Origin of the sequence: Aminobacter sp. BE322, assembly GCF_050433525.1 — a bacterium.
Classification (GTDB): Bacteria; Pseudomonadota; Alphaproteobacteria; order Rhizobiales; family Rhizobiaceae; genus Aminobacter.
This window is the reverse complement of sequence record NZ_JBNPXB010000003.1, coordinates 245,324-261,751: the sequence shown is the minus strand read 5'-3', so window position 1 is coordinate 261,751 and position 16,428 is coordinate 245,324. Positions and strand designations below refer to the sequence as shown.

14 protein-coding genes are annotated in these 16,428 nt (G+C 64.4%); 6 read left to right on the top strand and 8 right to left on the bottom strand.

The features are described 5' to 3' along the window. Positions 1 to 45: 45 nt before the first annotated feature. Complete coding sequence (locus J2X50_RS07360; RefSeq protein ID WP_429093438.1) at positions 46 to 2,253, top strand: RNA degradosome polyphosphate kinase; 2,208 nt, start codon at positions 46 to 48, stop codon at positions 2,251 to 2,253. Next, positions 2,253 to 3,788 carry an exopolyphosphatase gene (gene ppx, locus J2X50_RS07355; protein ID WP_429093435.1) on the top strand — a complete coding sequence of 512 codons (1,536 nt, stop codon included), beginning with the start codon at positions 2,253 to 2,255 and terminating at the stop codon, positions 3,786 to 3,788. The genes J2X50_RS07360 and ppx overlap by 1 nt, the downstream gene beginning before the upstream one ends. Positions 3,789 to 3,793: 5 nt before the next feature. Here ppx and J2X50_RS07350 read toward each other — a convergent pair whose 3' ends face one another. The 4 genes from J2X50_RS07350 to J2X50_RS07335 form a co-directional block, all read right to left on the bottom strand. Next, positions 3,794 to 4,189, bottom strand: coding sequence for a DoxX family protein (locus tag J2X50_RS07350; protein ID WP_429093432.1), 396 nt, complete (start codon positions 4,187 to 4,189; stop codon positions 3,794 to 3,796). A 133-nt stretch (positions 4,190 to 4,322) separates the two neighbouring features. Beyond that, the gene (locus J2X50_RS07345) at positions 4,323 to 4,748 is read right to left on the bottom strand and encodes a DoxX family protein (protein ID WP_429093430.1); all 426 of its coding nucleotides are present in this window, start codon (positions 4,746 to 4,748) and stop codon (positions 4,323 to 4,325) included. 192 nt (positions 4,749 to 4,940) lie between these two features. Further along, positions 4,941 to 6,338 carry a class II fumarate hydratase gene (gene fumC, locus J2X50_RS07340; protein WP_429093427.1) on the bottom strand — a complete coding sequence of 466 codons (1,398 nt, stop codon included), beginning with the start codon at positions 6,336 to 6,338 and terminating at the stop codon, positions 4,941 to 4,943. Between the two features lie 312 nt (positions 6,339 to 6,650). After that, positions 6,651 to 7,007 (bottom strand): DUF4406 domain-containing protein, encoded by a 357-nt coding sequence (locus J2X50_RS07335; RefSeq protein ID WP_429093757.1) that lies wholly within the window; start codon positions 7,005 to 7,007, stop codon positions 6,651 to 6,653. A 123-nt stretch (positions 7,008 to 7,130) separates the two neighbouring features. Between J2X50_RS07335 and J2X50_RS07330 the strand changes: the two genes are divergently transcribed. Continuing rightward, positions 7,131 to 7,889: a DeoR/GlpR family DNA-binding transcription regulator gene (locus J2X50_RS07330; RefSeq protein ID WP_429093426.1), complete on the top strand. Its 759-nt coding sequence runs from the start codon at positions 7,131 to 7,133 to the stop codon at positions 7,887 to 7,889. Positions 7,890 to 8,143: 254 nt separating this feature from the next. On the opposite strand, the gene groL is transcribed toward J2X50_RS07330, so the two are convergent. The 3 genes from groL to J2X50_RS07315 form a co-directional block, all read right to left on the bottom strand. Then, positions 8,144 to 9,787: a chaperonin GroEL gene (groL, locus tag J2X50_RS07325; protein ID WP_429093424.1), complete on the bottom strand. Its 1,644-nt coding sequence runs from the start codon at positions 9,785 to 9,787 to the stop codon at positions 8,144 to 8,146. Positions 9,788 to 9,858: 71 nt separating this feature from the next. Then, complete coding sequence (groES, locus tag J2X50_RS07320) at positions 9,859 to 10,155, bottom strand: co-chaperone GroES (protein ID WP_347968022.1); 297 nt, start codon at positions 10,153 to 10,155, stop codon at positions 9,859 to 9,861. 162 nt (positions 10,156 to 10,317) lie between these two features. Next, entirely contained in the window at positions 10,318 to 10,944 is a 627-nt protein-coding gene (locus tag J2X50_RS07315) for a DsbA family protein (protein ID WP_429093421.1), read from the bottom strand. Positions 10,945 to 11,110: 166 nt separating this feature from the next. Here J2X50_RS07315 and J2X50_RS07310 point away from each other — a divergent pair, with 166 nt between their 5' ends. The 3 genes from J2X50_RS07310 to J2X50_RS07300 all read left to right on the top strand — a co-directional run bounded on the left by J2X50_RS07310 (position 11,111) and on the right by J2X50_RS07300 (position 14,370). Continuing rightward, the gene (locus J2X50_RS07310) at positions 11,111 to 11,581 is read left to right on the top strand and encodes a MarR family winged helix-turn-helix transcriptional regulator (RefSeq protein ID WP_429093755.1); all 471 of its coding nucleotides are present in this window, start codon (positions 11,111 to 11,113) and stop codon (positions 11,579 to 11,581) included. Continuing rightward, positions 11,578 to 12,717: an HlyD family secretion protein gene (locus tag J2X50_RS07305; RefSeq protein WP_429093419.1), complete on the top strand. Its 1,140-nt coding sequence runs from the start codon at positions 11,578 to 11,580 to the stop codon at positions 12,715 to 12,717. The genes J2X50_RS07310 and J2X50_RS07305 overlap by 4 nt, the downstream gene beginning before the upstream one ends. A gap of 114 nt (positions 12,718 to 12,831) precedes the next feature. Further along, positions 12,832 to 14,370: a DHA2 family efflux MFS transporter permease subunit gene (locus tag J2X50_RS07300; protein ID WP_429093416.1), complete on the top strand. Its 1,539-nt coding sequence runs from the start codon at positions 12,832 to 12,834 to the stop codon at positions 14,368 to 14,370. Positions 14,371 to 14,446: 76 nt separating this feature from the next. Here J2X50_RS07300 and J2X50_RS07295 read toward each other — a convergent pair whose 3' ends face one another. Then, the gene (locus J2X50_RS07295; protein WP_429093413.1) at positions 14,447 to 16,309 is read right to left on the bottom strand and encodes a pilus assembly protein TadG-related protein; all 1,863 of its coding nucleotides are present in this window, start codon (positions 16,307 to 16,309) and stop codon (positions 14,447 to 14,449) included. Positions 16,310 to 16,428 lie beyond the last annotated feature (119 nt).

Sequence of the window (16,428 nt, the reverse complement as noted above, 5' to 3'; positions counted from 1 at the left end):
CTGAGCCGGATAAGCGGCGAGCGCGGCAGTGGGGAAGGGTTGTCCATGAATCAATTGAGGCCGGTGCATACCGATTTCGTGAACGACAAGTCGCCGACCGGGCCGGTCGACGGCAACCCTGACCGCTTCGTCAATCGCGAATTCTCCTGGCTGCAGTTCAACCGGCGCGTGCTTGAGCAGTCGCAGAACCCGAACCATCCGCTGCTCGAACGCGTCCGCTTCCTGTCGATCTCGGCCGGCAATCTCGACGAGTTCTTCATGGTGCGCGTCGCGGGTCTCGCGGGCCAGGTTCGCGAGGGCATCGCGATCCGCAGCCCCGACGGCCGCACCCCGCAGCAGCAGCTGGACCAGTTGCTGCACGAGGTCGAACGGCTGCAGGAGGACCAGCAGAAGAGCCTGTCGAGCCTGATGGAGCTGCTCAAGTTCGAGGGCATCGAGAGCATATCGGCGGCGGCCCTCGCCAAGGACGAGAAGAAGTGGCTCGAAGAGCACTTCATGGAGCAGATCTTTCCGGTGCTGACGCCGCTGTCGATCGACCCGGCGCACCCGTTCCCCTTCATCCCCAATCTCGGCTTCTCGATCGCGCTGCAGCTCCGCCACCGCAAGAACGGCGAGGAGATGACCGCCCTGCTGCGCCTGCCGGTGGCGCTCAAGCGCTATATCCGCCTGCCCGACCGCAAGCGCGCGGTGCGCTTCATCCCGATCGAGGAGACGGTCAACCTGTTCATCGGCAAGCTGTTCCCGGGCTACGAGGTCAAGGGTTCCGGCACGTTCCAGATCATCCGAGATAGCGATATCGAGGTCGAGGAGGAATCGGAGGACCTCGTGCGGCTGTTCGAGACCGCGTTGAAGCGCCGGCGCCGCGGCTCGGTCATCCGCATCGAGTTCGACAGCCAGATGCCGGCCGAACTGCGTGAGTTCGTCGCCGGCGAACTTGGGGTCTCGGCGAGCCGGGTCAGCGTGCTGAGCGGGCCGCTGGCCATCAACCAGATATCCGAGATCGTGGCGGTCGCCCGCGACGACCTGAAGTTCCCGCCCTTCAATCCGCGCTTTCCCGAGCGCATCCGCGACCACCGCGGCGACTGCTTCGCCGCGATCCGCGAGAAGGACTTCGTCGTCCACCATCCTTACGAATCCTTCGACGTGGTGGTGCAGTTCCTGCGCCAGGCGGCGATGGATCCCGAGGTGGTGGCGATCAAGCAGACGCTCTACCGCACCTCGAACGACAGCCCGATCGTGCGTGCGCTGATCGACGCGGCCGAGGCCGGCAAGTCGGTGACGGCCCTGGTGGAGCTCAAGGCGCGCTTCGACGAAGAGGCCAACATCCGCTGGGCGCGCGACCTCGAGCGCGCCGGCGTGCAGGTGGTGTTCGGCTTCCTGGAGCTCAAGACGCACGCCAAGATGTCGCTGGTGGTGCGCCGCGAGGACGGTCGCCTGCGCAACTACGTGCATCTCGGCACCGGCAACTACCACCCGATCACCGCCCGCATCTACACCGACCTGTCCTTCTTCACCACCGACTCGGCGATTGCCCGGGACGTGGCCCAGATCTTCAACTTCATCACCGGCTATGCCGAGCCGGCCGACGAAATGTGCATCGCGCTGTCGCCCTATACGCTGAGGAGCCGCATTCTCAAGCACATCACCGACGAGGTCGAGCATGCCCGGGCCGGCAAGCCGGCGCAGATCTGGATGAAGATGAATGCGCTCGTCGACCCGATCATCATCGATGCGCTCTATGAGGCGAGCCGAGCCGGCGTCGAGATCGACCTGGTGGTGCGCGGCATCTGCTGCCTCAGGCCGCAGGTTCCGGGCCTGTCGGAGAATATCCGCGTCAAGTCGATCGTCGGCCGCTTCCTCGAGCACAGCCGCATCTATTGCTTCGGCAACGGCCACGGCCTGCCGTCGGACGAGGCGATCGTCTACATCAGTTCGGCGGATCTGATGCCGCGCAACCTCGACCGACGGGTCGAATGCATGGTGCCGATTGCCATGCACTCGACGGTGCATGAACAGGTGCTCGGCCAGGTCATGCTGGGAAACATCATGGACAACCAGCAAAGTTTCGAAGTATTGGCGGATGGTACCTCTCGCCGGGTGACGCTGGACGAGGGCGAAGAGCCGTTCAATGCGCAGGAATATTTCATGACCAATCCGAGCCTTTCCGGACGGGGTGACGCGCTGAAGTCTCATGCGCCCAAGCGCATCGCGCAGTTCAAGCGCCGCAAGAAGGCGGAGGCGGCGGCCGGCTGATGGCGGAACTCTCGCAGGGCCGGCTCAAGGATCGCCGACCGCTGTCGATCATCGATATCGGCTCGAACTCCATTCGTCTCGTGGTCTATGAAGGGTTGGCGCGCTCGCCGACCCTGCTGTTCAATGAAAAAATGCTGGCCGGCCTCGGCCGCGGCATCGTCTCGACCGGCAAGCTCGACCCCGAGGGCGTGACGCGCTCGATGGAGGAGTTCCGGCGCTTCCGCGCGCTGTCGGAACAGGCAGGCGCCGAGAAGATCTATGTGCTGGCGACCGCCGCCGCCCGCGAGGCGGTGAACGGGCCCGACTTCATCCACCGCGCCGAGGAAGTGCTGGGGACCGAGATCCGGGTGCTGACCGGTCGCGAGGAGGCCTATTTCTCGGCGCTGGGCGTGATCTCCGGCTTCCACCCGGCCGACGGCGTCGCCGGGGACCTGGGCGGCGGCAGTCTCGAACTGGTCGACGTCAGGGCCGAGGCCATCGGCGATGGCATCACCCTGCCGCTGGGCGGCCTCAGGCTGCAGGACATGTCGAAGGGATCGCTGGCGCAGGCCGCCAGGATCGCCCGCACCGAGCTTGCGCGTGCGAAGCTGCTCAACGGTGGCCGCGGCAGGACCTTCTATGCCGTCGGCGGCACGTGGCGAAACCTCGCCCGCCTGCACATGAACACCACCGGCTATCCGTTGGAGGTGATGCACCACTACCGGATGGACCCGGCGAGCCTGGTGCCGTTCCTGCGCCAGGTGGCGCGCGGCGACGTCGAAAAGATCAAGGGCATCGAGGGCGTGTCGAAGAACCGTCGCGCGCTCCTGCCCTACGGCGCGGCCGTGCTCAACGAGATCGTTTCCGCCATGGAGCCGGCCAATGTGGTGGTTTCGGCGCTCGGCGTGCGCGAGGGCTTCCTCTATTCGCTGCTGGACGACGAGGAGCGGCGCTCCGACCCGCTGATCTCCGCCGCCGAGGAACTGGCGCTGCTGCGCGCACGCTCGGTGCGTCACGCGCACGAGCTGACCGAGTGGACGCGCAAGTCCTTCGTCGCCTTCGGCCTGGAAGAGACCGACGAGGAGGCGCGATACCGTCATGCCGCCTGCCTGCTCGCCGACATCGGCTGGCGGGCGCACCCGGAATACCGCGGGCGACAATCGCTCAACATCATCGCCCATGCGTCGTTCATCGGGGTCGACCACCCGGGACGTGCCTTCCTCGCCCTCGCCAATCTGTTCCGCCACGATGGCGTCTTCAACGAGAGCTTCGCTCCGGAGCTCAAGGAACTGGCAACGCCGCGCTATCTGGAGCGGGCCCGCGTCCTCGGTGCGATGATGCGCGTGGTCTACCTGCTTACCGCCTCCATGCCCGGCGTCATGCCCAAGCTGCGCTGGGAGGACAGGGGCAACGGCGTGCTGGCGCTGATCATCCCCGCGGCCTTCGGCCAGCTCTATGGCGAGCGGCCTGCCGGACGCCTGGCGCAACTGGCCAAGGTGACCGGGCGCAAGCTGGTGCTGGCCGTCGAGGACGGCCCGAGCATCGCGGTGAAATAGCCCGCTCAGCCGCGGTCGAGGGAAAACGCCCCTGACCCGGCCACCGACAGCGCCAGCAGGCCGCCGGCGGTGGCGATGTCCTTCATCAACGCCTGCGAGTGCATGAAGGCGAGCACCGGGTCGTCGCCGCCCTGGCCATAATGGCCGATGAAGCCCGCGGCGAGGGCGAACGCAGCCAGCAAGAGGGCTGCGGCGCGCGTCTGGCAACCGACGAGCACGAGCCCGCCGCCTGCCAGTTCGAGCAGGCCGACACCCCAGGCGACGAGCGTCGGCAGCGGGAAGCCGAGACCGGCGAAGTAGCCTGAGGAACCGGCGATGTTGGAAAGGGTGGAGATGCCCGCCGGGACGAACATCGCGGCGATCAAGGCACGCGCGGCGAGCAGCAGCAGGTTCTTGTACATCTGCGCAGTTCCCATTCTGCCGGAAGGATGCGCCTGCCGGCCGGCAAAGTCACCTGTGCTGCGCCTGCTTTCTTTGGCAAGAAAAAAGCCCGGGACGAGCCCGGGCTATTCCTTGGGAGTATATTGGGAAACTTCAGCTGCGGCGGGCATCGACCGCGAGGGCGCCGGCACCGGCGGCGGCGAGAACGAAGAGGCCACCGGCAATTGCCAGGTTCTTCTGCAGGAACATCATCTGGACCTGGTCGGCGAGATCGGTGTGGGCGACGGCGGAGGCGGCGAGGGTGAAGAGGGCGAGCACGATCGCGGCGATGCGCGTCTGGTAGCCGACCAGGATCGCAAGACCGGCCACCACCTCGACCACGCCGACGACCACCGTGGTCACGGTCGGGAGGGGAAGGCCGAGGCTGCCGAACCAGCCGGCCGTGCCGGCGATCGCGGTGAGCTTGGCATAACCGGCGAGGATGAAGATGATCGACAGCAGCACGCGGCCGGCAAGGATGACCGCCGACGAGTTGGCGACGAGGCCGGACTTTTCAGAAGCGATGGAAACGTTCGACATGGGGGGAGGGCTCCGTGGAAAATTCGATGGCCCACATGTAGCGAAATCGAACTGTTCACTAAAGGTCCGAATTCGTCGACAGATCGTTCACAGATGGAGTGATTTTTCTCCGCCAGGCGGCTCCGGCGAACTGTCTCGAGCGCATAGCGCGGAGAGGGTGGCGCAGCGGGCTGGCCGCTGCGCCGGTGATGTTCAGCCCGGACGGGTCATTTCCTCTGGGCGGACGATGCGATCGTAGTCTTCGGCGCTGACGAGCCCCGTCGCGAGCGCTTCTTCACGCAGCGTGGTGCCGTTCTTGTGCGCGGTCTTGGCGATCTTGGCGGCGTTGTCGTAGCCGATGGTCGGCGCAAGGGCGGTGACCAGCATCAGCGAACGGTCGAGGGCCGCCTTGATGTTGTCCTCGCGCGCCTCGATGCCGACGACGCAATTGTCGGTGAAGGAGATCGCCGCATCGGCCATCAGCTGCACCGACTGCAGGAAGTTGTAGGCCATGACCGGATTGTAGACATTGAGCTCGAAGTGGCCCTGGCTGCCGGCGAAGGTGAGTGCTGCGTTGTTGCCGAACACCTGCACGCAGACCTGGGTCAGCGCCTCGCACTGTGTCGGGTTGACCTTGCCCGGCATGATCGACGAGCCCGGCTCGTTTTCCGGCAGGGACAGCTCGCCAAGGCCCGAGCGCGGGCCCGAGCCGAGGAAGCGGATGTCGTTGGCGATCTTGAACAGGGCGGCGGCAGCCGCGTTGATCGCGCCGTGGCTGAACACCATCGAGTCGTGCGCGGCGAGCGCCTCGAACTTGTTCGGTGCAGTGACGAAGGGCAGGCCGGTGATGGCGGCGATCTGCTCGGCCACCTTCTCGGCGAAGCCAACCGGCGCGTTGAGGCCGGTGCCGACGGCGGTGCCGCCCTGGGCCAGTTCCTGCAGGCCCGGCAGGGTCAGCTCGATGCGCTTGATCGACGAGGCGACCTGGGCAGCGTAGCCGCCGAATTCCTGGCCCAGCGTCAACGGCGTCGCATCCTGGGTGTGGGTGCGGCCGATCTTGATGATGTGGTCGAATTCCCTGGCCTTCTTGTCGAGCGCTGCATGCAGGTGCTTCAGCGCCGGCAGGAGGTCGTGGACGATGCGCTCGGCGCAGGCGATGTGCATGGCCGTCGGATAGGTGTCGTTCGACGACTGGCTCATGTTGACGTGGTCGTTGGGGTGGACCGGCTTCTTCGAGCCCATCTCGCCGCCCAGCATCTCGATGGCGCGGTTCGAGATCACCTCGTTGGCGTTCATGTTGGACTGCGTGCCCGAGCCGGTCTGCCACACGACCAGCGGGAAATGGTCGTTGAGCTTGCCGTCGATGACTTCCTGGGCTGCGGCGACGATGGTGTTGCCCACCTTCGGGTCGAGACGGCCGAGCGCCATGTTGGCTTCGGAGGCGGCGCGCTTGACGATGCCGAGCGCCCGGACGACCGACAGCGGCTGCTTCTCCCAGCCGATCTTGAAATTGCCCAGCGAACGCTGCGCCTGCGCACCCCAGTAGCGGTCCGCCGCCACTTCGATCGGTCCGAAGGTGTCGGTCTCGGTTCTGGTCTTCTGGGCTGTCACGGTCGGTCTCCGGGAAAATGACGTTGCGGGCAACGGCCTATCGCGTTGCACACTGGGCATCAAGCGGAGATTGGGCCGGCCACGAAACCTAATCGGTTCAGGCGCTGCAGCGATGACGAGGCCCCCAAAATAGAACGCCTCCCGCACCTTTGGAGAGTGCTGGAGGCGTCCTATGTGTCCTTCGGTTTTCCTTCAGGATTTCTCCATCCGGACGTACCTCGAACAGGACGGAAACGTCCATGAGCGGAAAAGGTTCCGCCTCGTTGCAAATATTTTCGGGAAATTTGGCGGACCGAAAAAGGGGCTGGGGCCTCACGCCGCTCCCGGCACTTCGGAAAGGTCGTAATAGACCTTGAGGCCGCGCTCCACGGCCAGGCGCACATCCTCGTCGGCGCCCTTCGACGCCCCGGGCAAGCGCAGGACGGCATCGCAGTGGCGCAACAGCCGGTCGGCAACCGGGTAGGCGAATTCGTCGTAGAGCGGATCGCCGGCACCCTTCGAACCGGCCTGGCGCCCGAGCGGAAGCGCCACCCATTCGCCGATCATCGGGATGTGGCCGGCCCGAAAGAGCGGAACGGCGACGCTTTCGAGACGGCTCAGATTTTCCGCCATCTTGATCGGGTCGTCGCCCGTGCCGGAGCGATAGGGGCCGGCGATCAAGATGAGCATCGGTTTGGAAACGGCGTTCATGATATCTCCTGGTTTTGCACGAATCTGCACGAAAATTGATATATCGTCGTGCGATTTCATGCAATATCGTGTGATATCGCCGAACTGACGGATTTCTCGAAAGTGCTCACCAGCCAACGCAAGCGTTTGATCCTCGACCTCCTGGACAGAGACGGGCAGGTCATAGCCAAGCGTCTCAGCCATGAACTGCAGCTGTCGGAAGACACCATCAGGCGCGACCTCAGGGAACTTGCGGCGGAAGGATTGCTGTTGCGCGTGCATGGCGGCGCGATGCCGGTGTCGCCAACGGCGGTCCCGATCGCAGAGCGCCGGACCATGGCGATGCAAGCCAAGCCGGCCCTCGGCAAGGCTGGCGCTGCGATGATCGGGGACGGCATGACGGTGGTGTTCGACGGCGGCACGTCGAACTTGGAGATCATCCGGCATCTGCCGGTTGAGGCGCGCTTCACGGCTATCACCCACAGCCCGACCATCGCCGTCGCGCTGGAGGACAGGCCGCATGTCGACGTCGTCATCATCGGCGGAAAACTCTTCCGTCACTCGATGGTGGCAATCGGGGCGCTGGCGGCCGAAGCGATCTCGCGGATCCGCGCCGATCTGTTTTTCCTTGGGGTCACGGGCGTGCATGCGACCCAGGGGCTGACCACGGGGGACATGGAGGAGGCAGCGATCAAGCGGCAGCTGATATCATGCTCTGCCGAAACGGCGGTGCTTGCGACAAGCGACAAGCTGGGCGCCGTGTCGCCATTCCAGATCGGCGTGCTCGGCGACCTGACGACGCTGATCGTCGAAGGAAACGTTGTCGACGAGCGCATTGCGGCCTTCGTTGACGCCGGCGTTTCGGTCCTGCGCGCCGCGTAGGGCTCGGACACGCTGGAGCACCTCCGCCTTTCTTCGAACCGCGAAAACGCTCTATCTCTTTGTTTTTACGCAATTCCGGACGGAAAACCGCCTCGCACTTTTTCCTGGAATTGCTTTGGCTCCAAACAGAAAAGGGCGCCCGAGGGCGCCCTTTCCGTAAGCTTCTGGAAGCTGGACTTAGAAGTCCATGCCGCCACCCAAGCCCGCTCGCGGGCTTGGGTATTTCCAGTTCATGGGCGTGCTTTATGGACTTCTTAGAAGTCCATGCCGCCCATGCCGCCCATGCCGCCGCCGGGCATAGCCGGCATCGGGGAGTCCTTCTTCGGAGCCTCGGCGATCATGGCCTCGGTGGTGACCAGCAGGCCGGCGACCGAAGCGGCGTCCTGCAGGGCCGTACGGACGACCTTGACCGGATCGACGATGCCCATGGCGATCATGTCGCCGAACTCGCCGGTCTGGGCGTTGTAGCCGAAGGTGACGCTCTTGTTCTCGAGGATCTTGCCGGCGACGATCGAAGCCTCAGCACCGGCGTTCGAAGCGATCTGACGGACCGGAGCCTGGAGAGCGCGGCGAACGATGTTGATGCCGGCTTCCTGGTCGGGGTTCTCGCCCTTGGCCTTGATGACCGAAGACGAGCGCAGCAGAGCCGTGCCGCCACCCGGGACGATACCTTCTTCGACGGCAGCGCGGGTTGCGTTCAGGGCGTCGTCGACGCGGTCCTTCTTTTCCTTGACCTCGATCTCGGTCGCGCCGCCGACGCGGATGACGGCAACGCCGCCAGCCAGCTTGGCGAGACGCTCCTGGAGCTTCTCACGGTCGTAGTCCGAAGTGGTCTCTTCGATCTGCTGCTTGATCTGGGCGACGCGGCCCTGGATCTCGGCCTTCTTGCCGGCGCCGTCGACGATGGTGGTGTTCTCCTTGGAGATCGACACCTTCTTGGCGCGGCCGAGCATGTTGAGGCCGACGTTCTCGAGCTTGATGCCGAGGTCTTCGGAGATGACCTGGCCGCCGGTCAGGATGGCGATGTCTTCCAGCATGGCCTTGCGGCGATCGCCGAAGCCCGGAGCCTTGACGGCAGCGATCTTCAGGCCGCCACGCAGCTTGTTGACGACGAGCGTGGCCAGAGCCTCGCCTTCGACGTCTTCCGAGATGATGAGCAGCGGCTTCGAGGTCTGCACGACGGCCTCGAGGACCGGCAGCATGGCCTGGAGGTTCGACAGCTTCTTCTCGTGGAGCAGGATGTAGGCGTCCTCGAGGTCAGCAACCATCTTGTCGGGGTTGGTGACGAAGTAGGGCGACAGGTAGCCGCGGTCGAACTGCATGCCTTCGACGACTTCGAGTTCGGTCTCGGCGGTCTTGGCTTCCTCGACGGTGATGACGCCTTCGTTGCCGACCTTCTGCATGGCCTCGGCGATCATCTCGCCGATCGCCTTCTCGCCGTTGGCCGAGATGGTGCCGACCTGGGCGACTTCTTCCGAGGTCTTGATCTTCTTGGCCTTCTTGACGAGGTCGGTGACGACTTCGGCGACGGCCAGGTCGATGCCGCGCTTCAGGTCCATCGGGTTCATGCCGGCGGCAACGGCCTTGGCGCCTTCCTGGACGATGGCCTGGGCGAGAACCGTGGCGGTGGTGGTGCCGTCACCGGCGATGTCGTTGGTCTTCGAAGCGACTTCGCGGACCATCTGGGCGCCCATGTTCTCGAACTTGTCGGCCAGTTCGATTTCCTTGGCGACGGTGACGCCGTCCTTGGTGATGCGCGGAGCGCCGAACGACTTGTCGATCACGACGTTGCGGCCCTTCGGGCCGAGGGTCACCTTCACCGCGTCGGCGAGGATGTTGACGCCGGCGAGCATGCGCTCACGGGCGTCGCGGGAGAATTTTACTTCCTTGGCAGCCATGTTTAGCTCCTGGTTGGGTTCCCTTTGGCAAGGGCCCGAATTTCAAATTGGATGGATGCGGTTCGGCTGGATCAGCCGATGATGCCCATGATGTCGGATTCCTTCATGATCAGAAGGTCTTCGCCATTGAGCTTCACTTCGGTGCCGGACCACTTGCCGAACAGGACGCGGTCGCCTGCCTTGACGTCCAGCGGGACCAGCTTGCCGTTCTCGTCGCGAGCGCCCGAGCCCACGGCGATCACTTCGCCTTCCTGCGGCTTTTCCTTGGCGGTGTCGGGGATGATGATGCCACCCTTGGTCTTCTCTTCGGATTCGACCCTGCGAACGACCACGCGGTCATGAAGCGGGCGGAACTTCGACTTTGCCATTTGAACTTCCTCGGTGAAAAGGTGAAAGAATGCCTCCGTCCGGCGCAACCGGACCTCGTTAGCACTCGTCATCGGTGAGTGCTAGCGTGGCGCTGAGATAGTCTTTCGCCATTTGCGAGTCAAGGGAACGGCAATCGCGCGGCGAGATGATTCTTTGGGTATCTACGCCCTGGCGGCGGCCCTTGCGGCGGCGACCGCCTTGCGGAAGTCGTCGGCCGTCATGCCGCGTTTGTAGAGGGCGGTGCCGATGAGGAAGCCCGGCGTTCCCGGCAACTCAAAGGCCTTGGCCTGGGCTTCGGTGCGCGACAGGATGCCGACGAAGCTGTCTCCCCGGGTCGCGATTTCCCGCCGGGCCAGTTCCATGTCGACCCCGACCTCCTGCAGCAACTGTGCCGTGCGCTTGAACGAAAGGCGCTCGCGGTTGGTCATCAGGATGTCGAAGGCTTCGGCGTAGCGGCCCTGGCTGTTTGCGGCGAGCGTGAGAAGGGCCGCGTTGCGCGACACCTGTCCGAAGATCGGCCAGTCGCGCATGACGACGCGGATGCCCGGGTCTTCGGCCATCACCTTCATCATCTCGATGTAGCTGAGCTTGCAGTACGGGCACTGATAGTCGGTATACTCGACGATCGTGACGTCGCCCTCGGGATTGCCGAGGGCGGGAATTTCGGGATCGAAGGCGACCTCTTGCACGGACGGCAACTGCCCGGCCATCAGGCGCGTGGGCAGCGCCAGGCTAATCGCCGCCATGCCACCGAGTATTACCCGTCTGTTGATGAGTGGCGCCTGCATGCCTGGCTCCTGGGGCTAGCCCGTCTTCGAAAAGGATCGTGGAGGACGATTAACGGCATCTTAATCGCGTCCACAGGGGGCAACCTGTCGCACAAGGTTCACAAATTGGTGTGCCGGGGCTTAATCGGCGCTTGAAAGATAAGCATGCTTATAATATATGACGCTCATGAAAACGGACGGTATCGAAAGGCTGGGTTTCCTCATTCACGACGCGGCACGCCTGATGCGGCGCTGCTTCGAGCAGCGCGGCAGCGAATACGGTCTGTCGGCGGCGCAGTGGCGGCTGCTTGTCAGGCTGGTCAAGGAGGAGGGGGTGGCGCAGGCGCGCCTCGCCGAACTCCTCGAGATCGAGCCGATCAGCGTGTCGCGCCTGCTGGACCGGATGGAGGAGGGCGGCTGGATCGAGCGCCGCCAGGCAACTGCCGATAGGCGGGTGCGCATGATCTTCCCGACCGACAAGGCGCGCGATGCCTTTGCCAAGGTGAAGGCGGTTGCCGGTGAGGTGTACGAGCTCGCGCTGGCGGGGCTTTCCCAGGAAGAGCGACTGGCGATGGTCCACGGCCTGCGCACGATCATCGGCAACCTGGCCGCACACGAGGCCGGCGAAGCGAATTGCACGAGAGAGACGAAGAAATGAACGCGGTGGCAAAAGTGAACGAGAACAGCCAGAAGATGGAACTCGAAAGCCCGGCGAGCCAGCCGCAGCCTGCGGCGGCGGCACCTGCGCGCCGCAACCGCGGCCGCTTCCTGGTCATGGCGGCGCTGCCCTTGGCGCTCGTCGCTGCCGGCGGGTACTACTGGGTGACTGGCGGGCGCTACCAGGAGACCGAGAATGCCAACCTGCGCCAGGCCAAGGTGAGCATCGCCTCGGAAGCCGCCGGTCGCATCGTCAAGGTCGGCGTGGCGGACAACGCTTCGGTCAAGGCCGGCGACATTCTCTTCGAGGTCGATCCGGAACCATACCGGATCGCGCTCGCCCAGGCCGATGCGACCCTTGCCGCGGCACGGCTCAACGTCGAGCAGCTGCGGGCCGCCTACAGCCAGGCCACCGCGCAGGAACGCGTCGCCGCGAGCGCGCTCGACTATGCCCAGTCGCAGTTCGACCGCAGCAACGATCTCGTCCGCAAGGGGGTCAATGCCCCGTCGGCGCTGGACGAGGCGCGCATGGACCTCGACAAGGCCAAGGAACAGCATAGCGCAGCGCTCCAGGGCATCGTCAGCGCCAAGGCAGCGCTGGGCGGCAACCCGGATATTCCGACCGAACAGCACCCGACGGTGCTGTCGGCGCAGGCGGCGCGCGACAAGGCCGCGTTCAGCCTGGCGCAGACCACGGTGCGCGCGCCCGCAGACGGCACGGTCTCCCAGGCAGCCTCCTTCAAGATCGGCCAGTTCGTCGGCACGGGCACGCCGGTGTTCAGCCTGGTCGAGACCGGCGACACCTGGGTGGAAGCGAACTTCAAGGAAACGCAGCTCACCAACATGAAGCCCGGCCAGGAGGCCGAGATCGTGCTCGATACCTATCCCGACCGGACCTTCCGCGGCACGGTCGCGGCGATCGGCGCCGGCACCGGTGCGGAGTTCTCGCTGCTGCCGGCGCAGAACGCCACCGGCAACTGGGTCAAGGTCACGCAGCGCATTCCCGTCCGCATCAAGCTCGACGACGACGCCTCAAGGCCGGCGCTGCGCACGGGCATGAGCGCGACGGTGTCGATCGACACGGGGGTTGCGCGCGGCTTCGGCTCGATCTTCGGCCACGCCGTCGCTGCCGAATAGCGCTGAACGCCGGAACGAACGAACCCGCCTGCCGCGTCGAGCGGCCGGGCGGGAAGAAAATGAGGTGAGGTCGCCGGATTGCGACCCGCAGTCTTGCCGCCCAGGGCCGCTTGCATGAGCCAGACAGCCGAAAAGTCCTTCACAGAGGTGCCGCATCGCGGCCTGATCACGATCGCCATCATGCTGGCGACCGTGATGCAGGTGCTTGACACCACCATCGCCAACGTCGCCTTGCCCTCGATGGTCGGCGATCTCGGCGCCTCCCAGGACACCATCAACTGGGTGCTGACCTCCTATATCGTGGCCGCGGCCATCATAACCCCGCTGACCGGCTGGCTGGCCGACAGGTTCGGCGCCAAGCAGCTCTTCCTTGGCTCGGTGGTCGGCTTCACCATCACGTCCATGCTCTGCGGCGTTGCCTGGAATCTGGAGTCGATGGTGCTGTTCCGCGTGCTGCAGGGCGTGTTCGGCGCGGCCATCGTGCCGCTCAGCCAGACCTTCCTGCTCAACATCAACCCCAGGGAACGCCATGGCCAGGCCATGGCGATGTGGGGCGCGGGCATCATGGTCGGTCCGATCATCGGCCCGACGCTGGGCGGCTGGCTGACCGAGAGCTTCAACTGGCGCTGGGTGTTCTTCATCAACCTGCCGGTCGGCATCGCAGCATTTCTTGGCCTGGCAGCATACCTGCCGGCCGTGGCCAGGCGCCTGCGCGGCTTCGACTTCTTCGGCTTCGCGATGCTGTCGCTCGGCGTTGGCGCATTGCAGCTGATGCTTGACCGCGGCGGCGAGGTCGACTGGTTCTCCGCTGCCGAGATCTGGATCGAACTCGGCCTGTCGATCACCGGGTTCTGGATCTTCGCCGTCCACATGATGACGTCGGACAGGACCTTCATCGAGCCGAAAATCTTCACCGACCGCAATTTCGTGACCGGCCTGGTCTTCATCTTCGTGATCGGCGTGATCCTGCTGGCGAGCCTCGCCCTGCTGCCGCCGATGCTGTCGCGCATCTACGGCTATCCGACCATCACCACGGGCATCGTGATGGCGCCGCGCGGCGTCGGCACGATGATCTCGATGCTTTTGGTCGGCCGCCTGATCCGGGCCGTCGACGCCCGCATCCTGGTGGTGACGGGGCTCGTCTTCACGGCGGCCTCGCTCTACTACATGACCGGTTTCACGCCACAGATGGACAGCTTCCTGATCGTCTCGACCGGCATCCTGCAGGGGCTCGGCCTCGGCCTCGTTTTCGTGCCGCTGTCGACGGTCGCGTTCGCCACGCTCGCCCCGCAATACCGAACGGATGCGGCGAGCCTGTTCAGCCTGGTGCGCAACATCGGCTCGTCGATCGGCATCTCGATCGTCTCGGTGCTCTTGTCGCGCAACGTCCAGATCAACCACTCGGAGCTGGCCGCGAACATCACGCCATTCAATCCCAACCTGGCCGCGCTGTCGCCTGCCGCCGCCGGCGGCAATGCCCAGGCGCTGTCGCAGATCGACGGGCTGGTCAACATCCAGGCGCTGATGATTTCCTATGTCGACGACTTCAAGCTGATGATGATCGTCACCCTGTGCGCCATGCCGCTGGCCCTTTTGCTGCGCAAGCCGAAGGTGCAGGCGACAGGCGGCGCTCCGGCCGCGCATATGGATTGACGTCTGCAGATTAGGTCCTGAAAACAGCGAAGGCGCCCGCCGATGACGGGCGCCTTCGTCGTTTCGGGAACCGCGATCAGCTGACGATGCGCAGGTTGGACAGCTCGTCGGCGATCTTCTTGAAGGTGTCGACCAAATCGCCCGAAGTGGTGTTGAAGAAGAGCTTGACCGGCTTTCCTGCTGCATCGCGCCGTGTGCGCGAATCCGAGGCGCAGGCCGTGAGACCGTCTATCTGCGATTGCGTCGCCTTCTTCTCGGCCGCGGTTCCGACCGTCGCATCGAGATCGAGGGCAACCGTCATGACCAGAATGCCGCTGTCCTTGGCGTTGGTGCAGGTCGTCGCCATGTGGTTGTTCATGGCAAGCGTGTAGTTGTCGGTGGTGTGCGAGGTCTTGTTGAAGCCGGAGGGCTGGCCCATGAACAGGCGAGTATCGCTCGCGCCCGTAGGCTTGTGGCCGGTATAACCATAGGCCGAGTAGCTCGACTTCACGTTCGCCCAGTCCGTGACCCCGAAATAGCTCTGGGGATAGTAGGTGTTGGCGCCATCGGTCAGGATGATGACGATCTTGTCGTTGCCCTTTTCGGTGTCGGGCCTTCCGACGGTGAATGGTGGAGTGCTGGACAGCACGCGCCATCCCCATGCGAGGCCCTCCGGCACATTCGTCCCGCCGTCGGCGACCATGGCGGTGATGGAGGATTTTACCGCAGCAAGGCCTGTGTCCTTGGATACGTCTGTCAGCGGCGTGATCGGCTGCGTGCTGCAGCTGTAGTGAGGGCCGGTGTCGGCGGGGGCGGTCGCGCCGTATGGCTGAATGTTCGTGTAGTACTTCCTGATGTCGCGGAGCCGTGCCGATGCGTTCGCCGTGGTGAGCGAACTGAAGGAACTGCTGTCGCTCAGCCAGTTGTTGAGCGCCGTATAGTCCGAGCCGTTGCTCCTGGTCTTGTCCCACTCGTCGGGAGCGAACATCGGCACGAAATATGTCTCGGGCTTGGACGAAATTGGTGCAGTGTCGAGTTCGTTATAGGGAGCCGGCCGGGCCTCGACGCAGCCGCGCCAGCTTGTATAGGCCTTGGTTTGCGTCCTGCTGTTATTGGCGTAGACCAGCATGTCCCGGTAGAGGGAGAAGCGGGTGAAGGTCTCGTTTTCCTGGCTCCCCCAACCTTTGCCGATCTTCTTGATGGCGCCGCCGGAGCTCTTGATTTCCTTGTTGGCGCCGATGGTGATGGGCAGATCGAAGTTCTCATAGTGGACTGGGGATAGCCCGCCAAGATCCATCCAAGGTTCATTGGCATTGCTGGAACCGATGTTGACCGACGCGGCAAAAGGTACGACGGCGAACTGAACCGGGCGCTCGATCTGCTTCATCTGCCCGGCCTGCTTGGACATGTTGTCCACGAGTTGCGTTGCCGCCTGCTTGAGCAGCGCCATGCGCTTTTGGCCGGTGCCGGTGCCGGTATAGTCCATCGACCCCGAGTTATCGAGCACGAGTGCGACTTCCAGCGTGTTCTTGAGGCGTATCTCGGACATGGCGTCGAAGTCGAGCCGGTAGGAGCTGCTGGTCTTGCCGAGCAGGGCCGCCGCGGCCGGCAGGAAATAGGGATCGTATTTGAGCTTGGCCTCGAGCTTCAGCGTCCCGCCGCCGGTGGTGCTGCTCGGCAAGGTCACGATCAGCGTCGCCTTGGCCGGATCGACCTGTCGAAGATTGGCCCGGAAGAAGTCGAGCGCATAGGTCCTGAGCTGATCGTCGGTGGCGCCCTCGGCGAGGCGCCGCGCTGTTGCGATGCCTGCGGCGTCCAGCGCGTTGCGGGTGGCCTCGCGTTGCCGCGACATCTCCGCATAGTCGATCGCCAGAGCCAGCGCGCCCATGATCGGCACCATCGCGGCAACCGTGAGGATGGCATAGCTGCCGCTTCTGTCCTTCCAGAATCTGCGGATCATCACCGGTGTCCCTGAATTCAACCCAGGGATGATTTCAGGAAAACCTTAAAATTGCGGTTTGCAGGCCTTGGAAGAAATCTGAACATGCTTGACGTCCCGTTAATCGGGCGCGCTGAAGC

What these genes read in the sequence shown, in the direction of transcription:
- J2X50_RS07360 (WP_429093438.1), top strand. Translation starts at nt 46, where the DNA reads ATGAATCAATTGAGGCCGGTGCATACCGATTTCGTGAACGACAAGTCG.
- ppx (WP_429093435.1), top strand. Translation starts at nt 2,253, where the DNA reads ATGGCGGAACTCTCGCAGGGCCGGCTCAAGGATCGCCGACCGCTGTCG.
- J2X50_RS07350 (WP_429093432.1), bottom strand. Translation starts at nt 4,189, where the DNA reads ATGTACAAGAACCTGCTGCTGCTCGCCGCGCGTGCCTTGATCGCCGCG.
- J2X50_RS07345 (WP_429093430.1), bottom strand. Translation starts at nt 4,748, where the DNA reads ATGTCGAACGTTTCCATCGCTTCTGAAAAGTCCGGCCTCGTCGCCAAC.
- J2X50_RS07335 (WP_429093757.1), bottom strand. Translation starts at nt 7,007, where the DNA reads ATGCTCATCTTGATCGCCGGCCCCTATCGCTCCGGCACGGGCGACGAC.
- groL (WP_429093424.1), bottom strand. Translation starts at nt 9,787, where the DNA reads ATGGCTGCCAAGGAAGTAAAATTCTCCCGCGACGCCCGTGAGCGCATG.
- groES (WP_347968022.1), bottom strand. Translation starts at nt 10,155, where the DNA reads ATGGCAAAGTCGAAGTTCCGCCCGCTTCATGACCGCGTGGTCGTTCGC.
- J2X50_RS07315 (WP_429093421.1), bottom strand. Translation starts at nt 10,944, where the DNA reads ATGCAGGCGCCACTCATCAACAGACGGGTAATACTCGGTGGCATGGCG.
- J2X50_RS07310 (WP_429093755.1), top strand. Translation starts at nt 11,111, where the DNA reads ATGAAAACGGACGGTATCGAAAGGCTGGGTTTCCTCATTCACGACGCG.
- J2X50_RS07305 (WP_429093419.1), top strand. Translation starts at nt 11,578, where the DNA reads ATGAACGCGGTGGCAAAAGTGAACGAGAACAGCCAGAAGATGGAACTC.
- J2X50_RS07300 (WP_429093416.1), top strand. Translation starts at nt 12,832, where the DNA reads ATGAGCCAGACAGCCGAAAAGTCCTTCACAGAGGTGCCGCATCGCGGC.
- J2X50_RS07295 (WP_429093413.1), bottom strand. Translation starts at nt 16,309, where the DNA reads ATGATCCGCAGATTCTGGAAGGACAGAAGCGGCAGCTATGCCATCCTC.